Raw genomic sequence first — 16,467 nt, 5'->3', positions numbered from 1 at the left:
TTCATCAGGAGTGTTTGCAGCATGTCTTTCCTCGATCAGTTAATCAGCAACGCCGTGCGCTCCGATGTGCGGGCCGTCAAGAGCTACCAGGTAGCCGATGCCAGCGGTTACATCAAACTCGATGCGATGGAAAACCCGTATCTGCTGCCGCCGCATTTGCGCGAGGAGCTGGGCGCGCGCCTGGCCGGCGTGGCGCTGAACCGCTATCCACCGTCCTACGCCAGCCTGCAGGCGGCCATCTGCGCCAAGCTGGGCGTGCCAGGCGGTTACGACGTCATGCTGGGTAACGGTTCCGATGAACTGATTTCCATCCTGGCCATGGCTTGCGCCCACCAGGAGCCGGGCAAGCGCGCCGTGCTGCTGGCACCCGTGCCGGCCTTCGTCATGTATGCCCGTTCGGCGCAGTTTGCCGGCATGGATTTCGTTGGTGTCCCCTTGCAGGCCGACTTCAGCCTGGATATGCACGCCATGCTGGCGGCCATTGAACAGCACCGCCCGGCGCTGGTGTTCCTCGCCTATCCGAATAACCCGACGGGCAACCTGTTTGCCAGCGCCGATATCGAGCGCATCCTGGCGGCCCTCGGCGACACGGGCATCGCCGTCGTCGACGAAGCCTACGAGCCATTCGCGCAGCGCAGCTTCATGGGCCGCCTGCCCGAATTCGAAAACCTGGTAGTGATGCGTACCGTGTCGAAACTGGGCCTGGCCGGCATTCGTCTCGGCTACATGTCGGCCGCGCCGGCCCTGCTGGCGCAATTTGAAAAAGTGCGTCCGCCGTACAATGTGAATGTGCTGACGCAGGCGGCGGCCGAATTCGCGCTCGAACACCTCGACGTGTTGAATGCCCAGGCGGCCTTGCTCAATAGCGCGCGCGACGACCTGGCGCTGCGCCTGGCGGCGCTGCCAGGCGTGACGGTATTTCCCTCGAAGGCAAATTTTCTTCTGATTCGTGTGGCTGATGCCGACGATGTTTGCGCAAAACTGCTTGCCCGCAGGGTTTTAATTAAAAATATGAGTAAAATGCATGCTGCGCTGGTCAATTGCCTGCGCATCAGCGTCAGCACCCCGGAAGAAAATTCCCTTTTTTACGATGCCTTCAAGGCATCCCTCGTTTAGCCTATCGCCAGAGCCTCCCATGAACCGCACCGCAGAAATCACGCGCAACACCAATGAGACGCAAGTTCGCGTCGCCCTCAACCTGGACGGCACGGGCCAGCAAAAGCTCAATACCGGCGTGCCCTTCCTCGACCATATGCTGGATCAGATCGCCCGCCACGGCTTGATCGACCTCGATATCGAAGCGACGGGCGACGTGCATATCGACAACCACCATACGGTGGAAGACGTGGGCATCACGCTCGGCATGGCCGTGGCCAAGGCCATCGGCGACAAGAAGGGCATCCGCCGTTATGGCCACGCGTATGTGCCGCTGGACGAGGCGCTGTCGCGCGTGGTGCTCGATTTCTCGGGCCGTCCGGGCATCGAATACCACATCCCGTTTACGCGCGCCATGATCGCCGGCTTCGACGTCGATCTGACGCTGGAATTTTTCCGCGGCTTCGTCAACCATGCGGGCGTGACATTGCATATCGACAACTTGCGCGGCACGAATGCCCACCATCAGTGCGAAACCGTGTTCAAGGCCTTTGGCCGCGCGCTGCGCATGGCTGCCGAGCTCGACGAGCGCGCGGCCGGCATCATTCCATCGACCAAGGGCAGCCTGTAAGCGCCCGCGAACCACTGTAGATTCCGAGATCAAACATGAATAAAATTGTGGTGGTGGATTACGGCATGGGCAACTTGCGCTCGGTGGCGCAGGCGCTGCGCGCCGTGGCGCCAGAAGCCGATGTGCGCATTTCCGGTGTAGCTGCCGATATCGACAGCGCCGACCGCATCGTCTTGCCGGGCCAGGGTGCCATGCCCGACTGCATGCGCAGCCTGCGCGAATCGGGTGTGCTCGAAGCACTGCTGCGCGCCGCCGACAGCAAGCCCGTGCTGGGCGTGTGCATCGGCGAGCAAATGCTGTTCGACGGCAGCGAAGAGGGCGACGCGGCCGGTTTGGGCTTGCTACCAGGCAAAGTCGTGCGCTTCCAGCTCGACGGCCAGGTGCAGGAAGACGGCTCGCGCTTCAAGGTGCCGCAAATGGGCTGGAACCAAGTGCGCCAAACGGCGTCCCATGCGATGTGGGATGGCATTGCCGACAACGCGTATTTTTACTTTGTGCACAGCTATTTTGCTCAACCTCAAGAGGCGGCGCACACGGTGGGCGAGACTGTGTATGGCGCGCCGTTCGCGTGCGCCGTTGCGCGTGATAATATTTTCGCGACACAGTTTCACCCTGAAAAAAGTGCTGCCGCTGGCTTGCAGCTGTACAAGAACTTCGTTCACTGGCAACCCTGACGTATCGTATTGATGTACCTTTTGACGTACCTTCGTGGCCTTTCCGGCTTCGCTTCTCACTCACTCTGATACTACACTGACCATGCTGCTTATTCCCGCCATCGACCTGAAAGACGGTCACTGCGTACGCCTGAAACAAGGCGATATGGAACTTGCCACCGTATTTTCCGAAGACCCTGCCGAGATGGCCCGCCATTGGCTGATGCAAGGCGCGCGCCGGCTGCACCTGGTCGACCTGAACGGCGCTTTTGCCGGCAAGCCGAAGAACGAAGGTGCGGTCAAGGCCATCCTGAAGGCGGTGCAAGATTTTGCCGTGGAAAACGACATCGAGGAAATCCCCGTGCAGCTGGGCGGCGGCATCCGCGACCTCGACACCATCGAGCGTTACCTCGACGCCGGTATCACCTACATCATCATCGGCACTGCGGCCGTGAAAAGCCCCGGCTTCCTGCACGATGCCTGCGGCGCTTTCCCGGGCCACATCATCGTCGGCCTCGATGCCAAGGATGGCAAAGTGGCAACGGATGGCTGGAGCAAGATGTCGGGCCACGAAGTGATCGACCTGGCGAAAAAATTCGAAGCCTACGGCGTCGAATCGATTATCTACACGGACATCGGCCGCGACGGCATGATGGGCGGCATCAATATCGAAGCCACCGTCAAGCTGGCGCAAGCCGTCAAGATCCCCGTCATCGCCTCGGGCGGCTTGCACAATATCGGCGACGTGGAAGCGCTGTGCGCGGTCCAGGCCGAAGGCATCGAAGGCGTGATCTGCGGCCGTTCCATCTATGAAGGCACGATCGACCTGGCGCAGGCGCAAGAGCGCGCTGACGAATTGACCGACGCCGCCGTTTAAGCCTGCCCGGCCGGGTGTGCGCGTGCATGCCCGCCCTGGCGACAATCTGGATACCATCATGCTTGCAAAACGTATCATCCCCTGCCTCGACGTGACCAATGGCCGCGTCGTCAAAGGCGTCAATTTCACGGAATTGCGCGACGCCGGCGACCCGGTGGAAATCGCCCGCCGTTATGACGAGCAGGGCGCCGACGAAATCACTTTCCTCGACATTACCGCGTCCAGCGACAACCGCGGCCTGATCTTCGACATCATCGAAGCCGTGGCGTCGCAAGTGTTCATTCCGCTGACCGTGGGCGGCGGCGTGCGCGTGGTGGAAGACGTGCGCCGGCTACTCAACGCGGGCGCCGACAAGGTCAGCATCAACACCTCGGCCGTGACGAATCCGCAACTGGTGTTTGAGGCATCGCAAAAGCACGGCTCGCAATGCATCGTCGTGGCCATCGACGCCAAGCAGGTGTCGCCCGGCAAGTGGGAAGTGTTTACCCATGGCGGGCGCACCGCCACGGGCCTGGACGCCTTTGAATGGGCGCGTAAAATGGAAAGTCTGGGCGCCGGCGAAATCTTGCTCACCAGCATGGACCGCGATGGCACCAAGGTGGGCTTTGACCTGGGCTTGACGCGCGGCGTATCCGACGCCGTCAGCATTCCCGTCATCGCCTCGGGCGGCGTGGGCGGCTTGCAAGACCTGGTCGACGGCATCAAGGTAGGCCGCGCGGACGCCGTGCTGGCCGCCAGCATCTTTCACTATGGCCAGCACACGGTACAGGAAGCCAAGCGTTTCATGGCGCAGCAGGGTATTCCCATGCGTCTGGCGTAAACAAAATAGTACCCAGGATAGAGAACATGCAAAACGGAACCATCGTAGCAAGCAATGCCAAGTGGCTGAAAAAGGTCAAATGGGACGAGCACGGCCTGGTGCCCGTGATCGCGCAGGAGGCGGGCAGCAATGACGTGCTGATGTTCGCCTGGATGAACCGTGACGCGCTGGCGCGCACGGTGGAGCTGGGTGAAGCCGTGTACTGGAGCCGTTCGCGCAAGAAACTCTGGCACAAGGGCGAAGAGTCCGGTCATACGCAAAAGGTGCTGGAAATCCGCCTCGATTGCGATGAAGACGTGGTCTTGCTGAAAATCGAGCAAGCTGGCGGCATCGCCTGCCATACGGGCCGCCATTCGTGTTTCTTCCAGAAATTCGAAGGTGACGAAAAAACGGGCGAATGGCAGATCACCGACCCCGTCCTGAAAGACCCTGAGACGATTTACGCGGAAAGCAAGAGCAAATGAGTGAAACTTTAAAGCGCCTGGCCGCCGTGATCGAGTCGCGCAAGCTGGCCAACGGCGGCGACCCCGCCACTTCCTATGTCGCGCGCCTGTTTGCCAAGGGCGATGATGCCATCTTGAAAAAAATCGGCGAAGAAGCGACGGAAACGGTGATGGCGGCCAAGGATGCGCGCCGCGACAACGACTCGTCCAAAGTCCTGTACGAATGCGCCGACCTGTGGTTTCACTCGCTGGTGATGCTGGCGCAGTTCGACCTGACGCCGCAGCAGGTGCTCGACGAGCTGGCGCGCCGCGAAGGCCTGTCTGGCCTGGAAGAAAAGGCGGCGCGCAAGGACGAGTTGCGCGACGCCGGTGAAACAGACAAACATTGACCTGATTGGAGCGTGCGTGGATAACTGTATTTTTTGCAAGATTGCTGCAAAGAAAATTCCCTCGACCATCGTGTATGAAGACGAGGACTTGCTGGCCTTCAAGGACATCAACCCTGCTGCCCCCGTGCATTTGCTGTTGATCCCGAAGCGCCACGTGGCCAGTCTGTCCGATTGCGACGATAGCCATACGGAGATGCTGGGCAAGCTGCTGCGTCTGGCGCCGAAACTCGCTGCCGAGTTCGGCTGCGCCGTCAGCTATGATGCCGATGGCACGCCCGCCGGCGGCTTCAAGACCATGATCAACAGCGGCCCGAACGGCGGGCAAGAGGTGTATCACCTGCACATGCATGTGTATGGCGGTCCCCGTCCCTGGCGCGGCCAGCACTGATTTCGCCGCGCGTCGGGTTCACGTGTATACTACCGGCATTGGTTGACGCTATTCGGGCACCGTCCCGCAAGGAGAATGTGATGGGTTCATTGAGTATTTGGCACTGGGTGATCGTTCTGGTCATTGTGATGCTGGTCTTCGGCACCAAGAAACTGGGCAATATCGGCGGTGATATCGGCAAGGCCGTCAAAGGCTTCAAGGATGGTGTCAAGGGTGACGATGACGCCCCGGCAGCCAACACGCCTCCTGCTGCGCCATCGCAAGTGGCCGACAAAAGCACCATCGACGTCGAGACGAAAGAGAAAAGCAAGTTCTGATAGCGTGGCGGGGCGTTTGCCTCGTCCGGTAACAGCCCTTGTCCGCTTATGATCGATCTCGGTCTCTCTAAAATCGCCATCATCGGCGTGGTTGCGTTGATAGTCATCGGCCCTGAAAAGTTGCCGAGAGTAGCACGCATGGCCGGCACTCTGTATGGCCGCGCGCAGCGCTACCTGAACCAGGTGAAATCCGAAGTCTCGCGCGAAATTGAACTGGAAGAGCTGAAAAACCTGCAGAAAGACGTGCAGGATGCGGCTCATTCCGTCAAGCAAAGCGTGGAGAAATCCATGCATGGCGTGGAAAACTCGATCTCCGGCAACCTGGCCGAAGTGGAAAATGCCTGGCGCGGCGATTCCGGTTCGTATGATGGGCATCACGATGCGCATGAAGCCATGCTGCGCGCCACCAACGAAGACCTGGCCCGCAAGGCGCGCGAATTTCGCCGCAAGAAACTGGTGCGCAATTCCGCCATCCCTGGCTGGTACAAGCAGCGCCATGGCGGCAAGCAGCACGTGCAGTCGGCAGCCGCCCGCGTGGCGCGCTTCCGTCCGCGCGCCAGTTCCTCCTCCTTTTACTCATGAGTAGCAAATCTCCGGTGGAAGAAACTTTTATCTCGCATCTGGTCGAGTTGCGCAACCGCCTGGTCAAGGCCTCGATCGGCATCGCCGTCGTCTGCGCCGTGCTGTTTTACTGGCCCGGCCCCTCGCATATCTACGATTTTATTGCCGCGCCGATGATCGCTTCGCTGCCGGCCGGCTCCAAAATGATCGCCACCGGCGTGATTTCACCGTTCCTGGTGCCGATGAAAGTGACGTTGGTGATCGCCTTCATCGTCGCCTTGCCCTGGGTGCTGTACCAGATGTGGGCCTTCATCGCGCCCGGCCTGTACACGCATGAAAAACGCCTGATCGCGCCGCTGGTCATCTCCTCGTCCCTGCTGTTCATCGCCGGCGTGGCCTTCTGCTATTTCTTCGTGTTTGGCCGCGTCTTCCACTTCATCAGCGATTTTTCGCCATCGTCGATCGCGGTGACGCCCGATATCGAAAACTACCTTGATTTCGTCATGTCGATGTGCCTGGCCTTTGGCGCCACGTTCGAGGTGCCCGTAGTGGTGGTGATCCTCGTTCGCATGGGTTTGGTTACTATCGCGAAACTCAAGGAAGTGCGTCCCTACATCATCGTCGGCGCCTTCGTGATTGCCGCCATCGTCACGCCGCCGGACGTGGTCAGTCAGTTCTCGCTGGCCATCCCCATGTGCCTGCTGTTCGAGCTGGGTCTGCTGGTGGCGCCCATCTTCGTCAAGGCCACCCAAGCGCCGGAAGAAGCATCCTAGACACTCTACAATACTTGCAAGCAAAAGCCGCTGACCTCTCTCGGGAGCAGCGGCTTTTTTATTGCCAGAGGGGAGGGTGAGTGCTTACTGCAGCATCAATTTGCTGAGGATGCCCAAGTTGAGCAGGATCAGGGTGCTCATCATCCAGTAGACGTGTTTCATGTCCGCGCCATGGCGCAAGTCCATGCGTTCCAGGCGCGCATCGAATTTTTGCTCGGAATTGTCGAATCTGGCATCGAACTTCTGTTCAAGTGCATCTATTCTGCTATCGAGTTTCAGTTCCAGTGTATCTATTTTGCTGTCGAGTTTCAGTTCCAGCGCATCTATTTTCACATCAATGGCCCCCATCCTGGTGTCGACTTTTTGCGCCACCAGCTTGATTTCTCCCAGCAGATTGCGCTCCAGCGCCGCCAGTTCGCCATGCACGACGACTGCCGACCCCAGCACATCACCCAAGGCTGCCGCATGGGCTTCCGCTTGCTGCGTGGGCACGCCGGCCGAGGCGAGGCGTTTGGCGTAATCGAGGGTGTCGAACTGGATGGGCATATGCATGGACGCTCCTGACTATCACCCTAGCAGAAAAATCGGCAATTGCCAGTGAGGAGTGCGGTGGCGCCTGCCTTCCCGTCAGCTTAATGGGCAGGGGCGCTGGCGGTTTGCGCCGGCGCAAACGGATACAAAAAGGGCGCCGCAGCGCCCTTTGCCAGCGGATGGCGAGCGCCAGTTAATTCATCAACTCCTTGATGACTTTTACGGGTGCGCTGCCGTAGCTGAGGAATTGCTCATGGAAATCCTTCAGCACGAATTTGCTGCCCAGCGCTTGCTTGCGCTGTTCGCGCAAGTCCATGATTTCGCTGTAGCCGCTGAAATAGCTGGTCAGCTGCACCGAGCTCAACTGCACGCGGCGCCATTTTTCCGTCGCTTCACGCTTGGTCTGGAAGGCCTGGCGCGTCAGCAGGTCGAGCGCCTGCTCTTGCGGCATGCCCAGCACATGCACGCTGTAGTCGAGGATGGTGTTGGTGACGCTGCGCAAGTTCCACTTCGAGTACATCAGCCACATTTCCGGCGCATTGTTGCCATAGCCCGATTCAAGCATCATGCGCTCGCCATACACGGCCCAGCCTTCGATCATGGCGCCGTTGCCGAAGATGGACTTGACCAGCGACGGCGACTTGTTGGCGTACACCAACTGCGTGTAGTGGCCGGGGATGGCTTCGTGGATATTCAGGATCTGCAAGATCCAGTGGTTGTATTCGCGCAAGCTGCTTTCCGCCTGTTCCGGCGTTTCGCCGTCGAGCGGCGTCACGTTGTAATAGGTACGGTCCTGCGGACGGTAGGGGCCGGGCGCTTCGATGCTGGCGCCGGCCACGCCGCGCTGGTAGGCGGGCGTTTCACGCACGACCAGCGGCTTTTTCGGGTCCATCGTCAGCAGGTTGTGGCTGGTCACCCAGTCCTGCAATTCCGGGATCTGGCGGCGAATTTCCGGCACGAAATCGGCAGCGGCCACATGCTTGCTGGACAGCTTGTCGATTACCATGCCGATCTTCGCCGTGCGGTCCGCCGGCTTGGCCGTGGCACCCATGGTTTTCACCCACAGCTCGTCGGACAGGCTATCCATGTGTTCGAGCAACTTTTCGCGCGCGGCCAGGGCTTTCTGGTACATCTGCTCGGCGCTCACGCTGGCCTGGATATCGTAGGCAAATTTCTGCTCATATAAATCCTTGCCGATGCGGAAGGAGCGCGCGTTGCCATTCTGCGCCAGCGCGGCATCCTGTTCCGTCAGCCAGGCGGCATAGCCTTGCACGGCCGTGCGTGCCGCGGCGATGCGCGCGTTGTACAGCTGTTTCTCGAGCGGCGTCAGGATGGAGGCCTGTGCCGTCTTGTTCAGGTCGTCAAGCACGCTGAGCACGCCAGCGCTCTGGGCGATGGCCAGTTGCGTGTGTTCGCGCGTGGGGTTGACGATGCTGGCGCGCGCGGCCGCATAGTATTGCGGCACGCTGGCGATGCGCTTGAGCAAGGTGCGCAGGCGCTGCGGCTGCGCCGCGTATTCCGTGTTCAGGATGAAGTCGATCGAACCGGCCACGTTGTACTGGGCGGGATTCCATTCGAATTCGCGGAAGGTGGTCAGATACCAGCGGTCCGATTGCAGTTTATTCGTCAGCAAGGCCAGGTCGGTGCGTTGCTTGTCCGACATTTTGCTGGCATTCAGCTTGCCGAACTTGCCCAGCCATTCTTCGATGAAGGCCAGTTGCTTCTGGCGGCTGGCCGCGTCGGGGATGCTCAGGTTGGCGGCACCATCGTACTTGCCGACCGAAATCGCGCTTTCCGGGTCTAGGCGCCACAGGGCCGTGAGGAATTGGCCGCTCAGATTATTCATGGAACGGTCGCTGCTGTTCTCGCTGGCGACGGCGGCGACCGTGGCTGCCGTGGCGGCGCTGACGACGGCCGCTTTCTTGGCGACGGTTTTTTTCTTGCTGCTGCTGGTACTGGCCTTGCCGTTCTTCTGCGGCTTCTTGGCGGCGCTGGCCGGTGTCAGGGTAAAGGCCAGCATCAATGTGGCGAGCGCAACTTTATTTTTTATCAGCATAGTTTATCTCTTGAATATTTTGCTGTTTGTTATGATCAGAAAATAATAAACTGATAATATAAGTAACAAACAACTATTGAAAGGTTGGCTTTGCTTGCCAGGGCGGCCAAAGATTAGCATTAATTGCCGCGCTTGCGCAGTTTTTTGCCAGCAAGCCGGCCACGCTAGACGACGATGGCGCTGCCTTGCAGCATCTCTTGATGGCGTGCATTCAGGGTCGCCACGGCATCCTTGCCGCGCGCCATGCCGGTGGCGTGGATTTCGATGTCTTGCGTGTAGCGCTGCCTGACGCGCACCGTGTAGGACTGGAACAGCCAGCTCCAGAAGTTCGTTTCGTAGACGGCTTCATCCATGTCGCGCCATTTGACGCCCATGAGTTTCTTTTTCCACGGCAAGATGCCGGAGGCCAGCCACACGCCCGCCTCGTCGTAGTACAGCTGATAGCTGCGGATGGTCAGCAGGCGGTAGCCGACGATCAGGGCCGAGCCGATCAGCACCACGAAAGCGGCGCGCGCGTTGTACTTGAAGGCCAGCGGCAGGGCGGCAAAGAATAGCAGCACGGCAATGACGAAAGTGCTGACGTAGGCGGTCCAGGATTTGCCGCACAAAAAGGTGGCGCGCTGGCCGGCGCTGGTGGCGATGTAGTCGGTCATGGGGCAAGAAAGAAGGACGGAAAAACGATCATCGCATGGAACGCGGCTTCCCGTTTATTTTTTCAACCCCTCCTGCAGCATGCCCAGCATGTCGCTGGCCGACATGCGCGCGGCCGCGTCGCTGCCTTCCAATAAACTGTCGGCCAGGTCGCGCTTGTGCTGGTGCAATTCGACGATGCCTTCCTCGATCGTGTGTTTCGCCACCAGCCGGTAAATGGTGACGGGACGCAATTGCCCCATGCGGTGGGCGCGGTCCGAGGCCTGGTCTTCCACGGCCGGGTTCCACCACGGGTCCATGTGGATCACGTAGTCGGCCGCCGTCAGGTTGATGCCCATGCCGCCCGCTTTCAGGCTGATCAGGAAAACATCGCCCTCGCCCGCCTGGAAGGCGTCGACCCGGCGCTTGCGCTCCTGCATGGGCGTGCTGCCGTCGAGATACTGATAGCTGACGCCATGCTGTTCCAGATGCTGGCGTATCAAGGTCAGATGGTCGACGAACTGGCTGAAGACGAGCACCTTGTGGCGGTTTTCCAGCAAGCCCGACAGCAGCTCGGCGAAGGCCGCCAGCTTGCTGCTGGCCAGGCCCAGTTCCGGCGCCACCAGTTGCGGATTGCAGCATGCGCGGCGCAGTTTCATGATTTCGGCCAGGATCTGGATGGCTTTCTTGGACGCCGGCCCTTCCACCATGGCCAGCTTTTCCAGCGCTTCGCGGCGCAAGGATTCGTACAGCGCCGTTTCCTGCGGCGACAGTTCCACTTCCAGCACGATTTCCGTGCGCGACGGCAATTCCGACAGCACTTGCGTCTTGGTACGGCGCAGGATGAATGGCGCGATCAGGCGGCGCAGCCGCAGGCGCGCGCCGGCCGCCGCGCGCTTGTCCTGATCTTTCTCAATCGGCCCGGCGAAGCGCAGGTTGAACTGGTCGAGGGTGCCCAGCAAACCGGGATTGATGAAGCGGAACAGATTCCACAATTCGCCCAGGTGGTTTTCCAGCGGCGTGCCGCTGGCCACCATGCGGAAATCCCCTTGCAGGGCCATCACGGCTTGCGAGCGCTTGGTGGCGCCATTCTTGATCGCTTGCGCTTCGTCGAGCACGATCGTATGCCAGCGTACGCCGGCAAACATCGTGGCTTCCTGCTGCAGCAAGCCATAGCTGGCCACTACCAGGTCGAAGGGCTGCAAGGTATCGAGCATGTCGGCCCGGTCGCCGCTGCCGAACAGTTTGATGTTCAAGGTCGGTGCGAAGCGTTGCGCTTCGCTGATCCAGTTCATGCACACGGACGTGGGCGCGACGACCAGAGTGGGGCCGTTGGGCGCGCGCGCCAGGATCAGGGCCAGCGCCTGTAACGTCTTGCCGAGTCCCATGTCGTCGGCCAGGCAGGCGCCCACGCCCCAGTGCGCCAGACGCGCCAGCCATGCGTAACCGGCCAGCTGGTACTCGCGCAAGTCCGCCTGCAGGGTGCTGGGCAGCTGCGGCTGATAGTCGTCGAGGGCGCGCAGGCGCAGCAAGTGTTCGCGCCAGAGTTTGTCGGCTTTCACGCCACCCGCGTCGTTGGCCAGCTCTTCCAGCGCGAAGGCGGCCAGCGGGTGGATGTGCACGCCATCGGCATGCGCTTCGCCGTACGCGGCCAGTTCCGACAGGCGGCGGTGCAATTCGTCGCTCAGCGCCAGGAACTGGTTGTCGCCCAGGGCCACGAAGCGGCTTTTGTTGTTCTGCATCAAGTCGAGCAGGGCGCGCAAGTCCATCACCTTGTCTTCGTCGATCTGCACTTCGCCGCTGGCGGCAAACCAGTCTTTTTCGCTCTTGATATTCAAGCGCATCTGGCCGCTGTCGATGCGTTTCGACACGCGCATGGTTTCGCCTTCGGGCCACGCCAATACCATGCCGGCGGGATCGAGCGCCTGCAGTTCCACCAACAGCTGCAGGCCCAGCGCAGGCTGGCCCAGCAGCCACTCGCCATGCTCCTCTTCCGCCTCTTCCAGCACCAGGCATTTTCCGATGAGCTGACGCTGCGCTTCGCGCTCCCCGTTCAGGTCGCGCCGCGCTTGCACGGCGCGGCCCGCCACGTCGGCAAACACGCTTTCGGCACCGCTGCCGGGCGCGTAATAGGCGCCGTTGTCGAGCAGTGGGCGCACTAAAATCTGCATTTTCAAACCTTGCTGATACGGCAGCAGGTGCACGTGCAGGCGGTGGTCGGCCGTGATGACTTCCGCGTCGCCAGCGCCACCGCCGATATCCGATTGCACGGTGACCATCGATGAAATGGCGCCGATCGCCTGCATCACCTGTTTTTCCGCATGCAGCGGTACGGACAGTCCCAGGCCCACGATGGCGCCGATGCGCCGGTGCTCGTCGAGGATGTGCACCACGCGCAAGCGCGTCGGCGTTTCGCGCTGCACCACGACGTTGCCGCCGTTGTCGGGCAATGGCGGTTGCATGCCCAGCCACAGCTGCCCCTCGTGCGACTTGATCAGCAGCTCGGGCGCGCCGGCGATCAGTTCCACGCGCGTGTCGGGATGATCGAGCCAGAAGACGAGCGGGTGGCCCACCAGCAAGATGGCGGCCTTGTCCAGCTCGATTTCATAGCGCGGTGCCGACGAATAATATTGTTTGAACGGTGCGATGCTGCCGGCCGCGCGGGCATCCTGCGGCGTGAGGAAATCGATGTCGCCCGCCTCTTCGGCCAGGCGTTTGAGACCCATGGCGCGGCCCTTGCTCCAGCCGCCGCGCGCGTCGCGTTTCTGCTCGCGCACTTCCACGGCCGTCAGGCCGAAACGCGGGTCGAACGCCACCAGCCACACCAGGCGCGAGACGCTGCCGATGGTTTCGGCGGGTGCGTTTTGCTGCAGGTTGATCAGCGCGCTCAGCTGGCGCTGCCACGCTTCCTGGCGCTCGAACCACGGCGCCATGTCCGTCAAGCCATGCTGCGCCCGCTTTGAGGTGGCATAGCGCTCCTGCTGCGGCTCGCCCATCAAGCCCAGCAAGCCGGCCGCCTGCGCGGCGATCAAGTCGTAGCCGGCCGCGTCGGCTTGTTGCACCAGCGATCGCAGCTGATCCTTGCGTTCGCTCAATTGCGGTAGCGCAAGCCAGTAGTACAGCAAGGCCTGGAACAGCTGCGCCTGCAGTCCCGTTTCCCAGCTGCGCGTGGGGATGCTTTCCGCCAGCTGCACGCCGGCGCGCACCAGGCGCAAGGTATTGAGTTGCTGGTAGACGATGCTGTCGTGGTTCGGCTGCGCGTGCAGGGCGATATCGAGGTAGGTTTCCGCGCTTTTCAGCAGCTTGGCGTCGTTGCCGCGCAGCAGGGCCAGCACGTACAGGTGGCCGCCGATGCCCGTAAAGCACAGCTTGCGCTTGCCCGCTTCCTTGCGCAGCCCTTTCAAGGCCATGTCAAAGCCCGCCACGGCGTGGGCGTGTTCGCCGCGCAACAGGGCGATGCTGCTGTCGACAAACAGCGCCTGTGGCCCCTGCTGGCCCGCCAGGTAGCGCGCGGCCGCGTCGAGTTCGCCGCACAGCAGGGCGTCTTCGGCCAGTGCCAGCGGCAGGGCGGCGCCAATATGGTCGCCTGCCGCCGTCTGGCGCGCGTGGTGGGCGCGCGCGTAGGTGCGGATGGCGTGCGCCGTGGCCGGCTCGCGTGGGGCATTGCCCAGCAGCACGGCGAGGATGTCATCTTGCAGTTGCGGCATGACGAAAGACAGCATTTCCGGCTCGAACGGGCGGCCGAAAATCTCGATCAGCGGATGCAGCTGCTGGGCTTCATAGCACGCCATGCAGGCGGCCAGGATGGCGGCCACGTGGCGTACCTCGTCATTGCGCAAGAGGGCGATGCGCAGGCGCGCCACGCCCTGGCGATAGCTGCGCAATTCCACATAGCCATCCCAGTTGCGGCGCACGGGGTTGATCAGCTCGATGGCCTGGCACAGGTCGCGAAACACCAGGTGTTCGATGGCGGCGCGCATGGCGGGCCAGCGCAATTTTGCTTCGCAGGCAAAGCCGCGTCCCACCACTTCGGACGCCAGCGCGTGCCGCGTCAAATGCTGCAGCATGCCCGTGACGGTGAGCAGGGCGAACGGCGTGCCGTCCGGCTCGACGACATTGGCGCGCTGCAAGTGTTCATACACGGCATGCTTGCCCACCGGTTCGCCCGCAACGGCCAGCAGGGCCAGGATCATCTGCTCATGCTGCTCCAGGGCGGCGAACTCGTCCAGCAGATGTTGGTCACCATTCTGCTCGCTCATGCGGGCAAATTGGCGATATGCACGGGCGGCTCACCGGCCGCCACGGGCAGGCCGAACACGCGCTGGTAGAAATACAGTTCCGCGTCCAAGGTGCGCACGATGTTTTCCGCCTTGCGGAAGCCGTGTCCCTCGCCTTCGAGCGGGACATACGCGACGGGCACGCCGCGCGCCTGCAGGGCGTCGACCATCAGCTGCGACTGCTGTGGCGGCACGACCTTGTCATCGAGGCCCTGGAAGAAGATCATCGGACGCGACAACTTATCCGTGTGGTGGATGGGCGAGCGCCCGCGGTACAGCGCTTCGGCTTGCGGCTGCGGGGCGATCAGGTAGTCGTTGTAGCGTGATTCGAACTTGTGCGAATCGTCGTCCAGGCCCTTCAGGTCGGACACGCCATAGTAGCTGGCGCCTGCCTTGAACACATCGTGGAAGGTCAGGGCGCACAGGGTCGTCAGGCCACCGGCGCTGCCGCCGCGGATGATCAGGCGTTCCGGGTCGGCCAGGCCGTTGGTCGCCAGGTAGCGCGCGCCGGCGATGCAGTCTTCCACGTCGACGATGCCCCACTGCCCGCGCAGCGCGTCGCGGTATTCGCGGCCGAAGCCGCTGCTGCCGCCATAGTTGACGTCGAGCACACCGATGCCGCGGCTGGTCCAGTACTGCGTCGCCAGTTTCAAGGTATTGCTGGCCATGCTGGTGGGGCCGCCGTGGCTGATGACGATGACGGGCGGCAAGGTTCCTGCCGGCGCCTGTACGTCGCCGTTGGTGGGCGGATAAAAGAAGGCGTAGGCCGTGCGGCCATTGCTGCTAGGGAAACTCAAGCTGCGCGGCACGGACAAATACTCGAGCGCGGGCAGGTGTGCGATCGACTGCGCCAGCACTTCCAGCTCATGGTTCGACAGGTCGATGCGCGCCAGTTCCAGCGCGATGGTCGGGCTGCCGCCCAGCAGCGCGACGAAGCCGGGGCCCACGCGCAGTTCGCGGATTTCCTGATACGGGTGCGGTATCGGCTCGAGCTTGGCCGCCGCCACGTTCAATTGCGCCAGGTAGCTGATGCCGGCCTGGATATACGTGCAGACGATCTCGTCGTCGGACAGAAAACCGTACATGCTGCCGCCGAAAGTCCAATGCGGCGTGGCAAATTCCGCTTCCATCGGGCACAGCGCCTCGATGTCGGCGCCATGCAGGCGGTACAGATTCCACCAGCCGCTGCTGTCGGAAACGAAGTGCAGCAAGCCGTTCGGCGACCATTCCGGCTGGCAAATCGACTCGCGCGCGCCGCCGGCGATCAGGCGTGGCGAACCGAGGCTGCCGTCTGCCTGCACGTCGGCCAGCCACAGTTCCGTGCCTTGCCACGGCAGGCGCGGGTGGTCCCAGCTGATCCAGGCCAGCTGGCTGCCGTCCGGCGACAAACGCGGCGCCGCATAAAAGTCGTGACCGCGCGCCAGCACCGTGTCGCGCCCGTCGAAGCCGACGGCGGCCAGGCAGTTTTCCGGATGCGCGTGACCTTCTGCCGGATGCTGCTCGCGCACGGCGATCAGGCGGGAACGGGCCGCATCAACGACGAAGTCCGCGTGGCGCGTGTTGCCGCCCGTGGTGAATGCTTCGGGCGCGCCGTCGCCGGCCACGCGGTACAGGCAGTTGTCGGCGAAATGCGAAAAATACACGGTATCGCCGGCGACGGCATACGCGCCGCCGCCGTATTCATGCACGCGGGTGCGCACATTGAATGGCGCTGGCGTGAGTTCATCGACCCGCGCGCCGCGCTGGCGCAGCAGGGTGTTGCGGCCCGCCTCGCTGGCGCGCCCGGCCAGCCAGAACACGTCGGTGCCATCCGCCCCACCCAGGGCCAGCTGCGTCAGCGGCGAGGCGCCAGCGGCGACGATGGCCGCGCTGATCGGCGATGGCCAGAGGCCATAAGGGGTGCTGGATGCGGTCGAGGTCATGCGGGCTCCGTGTAGTGAGGGGATCAAGGGCCGCCAGGCAGGGTCAGGGCGCGCGGCTGCGTGCATCATCATAATGGAAGGGCAGGCACAACGAAAGTCATCGC

16 protein-coding genes are annotated in these 16,467 nt (G+C 62.0%); 11 read left to right on the top strand and 5 right to left on the bottom strand.

Annotated elements, in window-relative coordinates:
• Positions 1–21: 21 nt before the first annotated feature.
• The 11 genes from hisC to tatC all read left to right on the top strand — a co-directional run bounded on the left by hisC (position 22) and on the right by tatC (position 6,947).
• Positions 22–1,116, top strand: coding sequence for a histidinol-phosphate transaminase (gene hisC, locus ACQ4WL_RS20585; RefSeq protein ID WP_436511393.1), 1,095 nt, complete (start codon positions 22–24; stop codon positions 1,114–1,116).
• 19 nt (positions 1,117–1,135) lie between these two features.
• Complete coding sequence (gene hisB / locus ACQ4WL_RS20580) at positions 1,136–1,726, top strand: imidazoleglycerol-phosphate dehydratase HisB (RefSeq protein ID WP_010402123.1); 591 nt, start codon at positions 1,136–1,138, stop codon at positions 1,724–1,726.
• A gap of 35 nt (positions 1,727–1,761) precedes the next feature.
• The gene (gene hisH / locus ACQ4WL_RS20575) at positions 1,762–2,400 is read left to right on the top strand and encodes an imidazole glycerol phosphate synthase subunit HisH (protein ID WP_141171105.1); all 639 of its coding nucleotides are present in this window, start codon (positions 1,762–1,764) and stop codon (positions 2,398–2,400) included.
• Positions 2,401–2,482: 82 nt separating this feature from the next.
• Positions 2,483–3,256, top strand: a complete 774-nt coding sequence (hisA, locus tag ACQ4WL_RS20570; protein WP_070219639.1) for a 1-(5-phosphoribosyl)-5-[(5-phosphoribosylamino)methylideneamino]imidazole-4-carboxamide isomerase — start codon at positions 2,483–2,485, stop codon at positions 3,254–3,256.
• 58 nt (positions 3,257–3,314) lie between these two features.
• On the top strand, positions 3,315–4,076 hold the full coding sequence (gene hisF, locus ACQ4WL_RS20565) for an imidazole glycerol phosphate synthase subunit HisF (RefSeq protein WP_070219637.1): 762 nt from the start codon (positions 3,315–3,317) through the stop codon (positions 4,074–4,076).
• Positions 4,077–4,102: 26 nt separating this feature from the next.
• Positions 4,103–4,540 carry a phosphoribosyl-AMP cyclohydrolase gene (gene hisI, locus ACQ4WL_RS20560; protein WP_070219635.1) on the top strand — a complete coding sequence of 146 codons (438 nt, stop codon included), beginning with the start codon at positions 4,103–4,105 and terminating at the stop codon, positions 4,538–4,540.
• Positions 4,537–4,908, top strand: a complete 372-nt coding sequence (locus tag ACQ4WL_RS20555; protein ID WP_070257793.1) for a phosphoribosyl-ATP diphosphatase — start codon at positions 4,537–4,539, stop codon at positions 4,906–4,908. Before hisI ends, ACQ4WL_RS20555 begins: the two co-directional genes overlap by 4 nt.
• Positions 4,909–4,924: 16 nt before the next feature.
• Positions 4,925–5,296 carry a histidine triad nucleotide-binding protein gene (locus tag ACQ4WL_RS20550; protein WP_436511392.1) on the top strand — a complete coding sequence of 124 codons (372 nt, stop codon included), beginning with the start codon at positions 4,925–4,927 and terminating at the stop codon, positions 5,294–5,296.
• An 80-nt stretch (positions 5,297–5,376) separates the two neighbouring features.
• Entirely contained in the window at positions 5,377–5,613 is a 237-nt protein-coding gene (gene tatA, locus ACQ4WL_RS20545) for a Sec-independent protein translocase subunit TatA (RefSeq protein ID WP_071075001.1), read from the top strand.
• Between the two features lie 48 nt (positions 5,614–5,661).
• The gene (gene tatB, locus ACQ4WL_RS20540) at positions 5,662–6,195 is read left to right on the top strand and encodes a Sec-independent protein translocase protein TatB (protein ID WP_436511391.1); all 534 of its coding nucleotides are present in this window, start codon (positions 5,662–5,664) and stop codon (positions 6,193–6,195) included.
• Positions 6,192–6,947, top strand: a complete 756-nt coding sequence (gene tatC / locus ACQ4WL_RS20535) for a twin-arginine translocase subunit TatC (protein ID WP_436511390.1) — start codon at positions 6,192–6,194, stop codon at positions 6,945–6,947. Before tatB ends, tatC begins: the two co-directional genes overlap by 4 nt.
• A gap of 84 nt (positions 6,948–7,031) precedes the next feature.
• Here the strand turns inward: tatC and ACQ4WL_RS20530 are convergent, their stop codons facing one another.
• From ACQ4WL_RS20530 to ACQ4WL_RS20510, 5 genes are all read right to left on the bottom strand, one after another.
• Positions 7,032–7,499: a hypothetical protein gene (locus ACQ4WL_RS20530; RefSeq protein WP_436511389.1), complete on the bottom strand. Its 468-nt coding sequence runs from the start codon at positions 7,497–7,499 to the stop codon at positions 7,032–7,034.
• A gap of 172 nt (positions 7,500–7,671) precedes the next feature.
• On the bottom strand, positions 7,672–9,531 hold the full coding sequence (locus ACQ4WL_RS20525) for a DUF885 domain-containing protein (RefSeq protein WP_436511440.1): 1,860 nt from the start codon (positions 9,529–9,531) through the stop codon (positions 7,672–7,674).
• 167 nt (positions 9,532–9,698) lie between these two features.
• A complete protein-coding gene (locus tag ACQ4WL_RS20520) occupies positions 9,699–10,187 on the bottom strand; it encodes a hypothetical protein (protein ID WP_436511388.1) in 489 nt (162 codons plus the stop codon).
• A gap of 54 nt (positions 10,188–10,241) precedes the next feature.
• Positions 10,242–14,423 (bottom strand): DEAD/DEAH box helicase, encoded by a 4,182-nt coding sequence (locus ACQ4WL_RS20515; RefSeq protein WP_436511387.1) that lies wholly within the window; start codon positions 14,421–14,423, stop codon positions 10,242–10,244.
• A complete protein-coding gene (locus tag ACQ4WL_RS20510) occupies positions 14,420–16,363 on the bottom strand; it encodes a dipeptidyl-peptidase 5 (RefSeq protein WP_436511386.1) in 1,944 nt (647 codons plus the stop codon). The genes ACQ4WL_RS20515 and ACQ4WL_RS20510 overlap by 4 nt, the downstream gene beginning before the upstream one ends.
• Between the last annotated feature and the right edge of the window lie 104 nt (positions 16,364–16,467).

It is taken from the genome of Janthinobacterium kochi (assembly GCF_051380715.1).
In the GTDB taxonomy this organism is placed as follows: domain Bacteria; phylum Pseudomonadota; class Gammaproteobacteria; order Burkholderiales; family Burkholderiaceae_D; genus Janthinobacterium.
The sequence above is the reverse complement of the archived record's forward strand: the minus strand, read 5'-3'. Positions and strand labels throughout refer to the sequence as shown.

Coding starts and splice junctions, on each gene's coding strand:
- hisC (WP_436511393.1), top strand. CDS start 22: ATGTCTTTCCTCGATCAGTTAATCAGCAACGCCGTGCGCTCCGATGTG.
- hisB (WP_010402123.1), top strand. CDS start 1,136: ATGAACCGCACCGCAGAAATCACGCGCAACACCAATGAGACGCAAGTT.
- hisH (WP_141171105.1), top strand. CDS start 1,762: ATGAATAAAATTGTGGTGGTGGATTACGGCATGGGCAACTTGCGCTCG.
- hisA (WP_070219639.1), top strand. CDS start 2,483: ATGCTGCTTATTCCCGCCATCGACCTGAAAGACGGTCACTGCGTACGC.
- hisF (WP_070219637.1), top strand. CDS start 3,315: ATGCTTGCAAAACGTATCATCCCCTGCCTCGACGTGACCAATGGCCGC.
- hisI (WP_070219635.1), top strand. CDS start 4,103: ATGCAAAACGGAACCATCGTAGCAAGCAATGCCAAGTGGCTGAAAAAG.
- ACQ4WL_RS20555 (WP_070257793.1), top strand. CDS start 4,537: ATGAGTGAAACTTTAAAGCGCCTGGCCGCCGTGATCGAGTCGCGCAAG.
- tatA (WP_071075001.1), top strand. CDS start 5,377: ATGGGTTCATTGAGTATTTGGCACTGGGTGATCGTTCTGGTCATTGTG.
- tatB (WP_436511391.1), top strand. CDS start 5,662: ATGATCGATCTCGGTCTCTCTAAAATCGCCATCATCGGCGTGGTTGCG.
- tatC (WP_436511390.1), top strand. CDS start 6,192: ATGAGTAGCAAATCTCCGGTGGAAGAAACTTTTATCTCGCATCTGGTC.
- ACQ4WL_RS20530 (WP_436511389.1), bottom strand. CDS start 7,499: ATGCATATGCCCATCCAGTTCGACACCCTCGATTACGCCAAACGCCTC.
- ACQ4WL_RS20520 (WP_436511388.1), bottom strand. CDS start 10,187: ATGACCGACTACATCGCCACCAGCGCCGGCCAGCGCGCCACCTTTTTG.
- ACQ4WL_RS20515 (WP_436511387.1), bottom strand. CDS start 14,423: ATGAGCGAGCAGAATGGTGACCAACATCTGCTGGACGAGTTCGCCGCC.
- ACQ4WL_RS20510 (WP_436511386.1), bottom strand. CDS start 16,363: ATGACCTCGACCGCATCCAGCACCCCTTATGGCCTCTGGCCATCGCCG.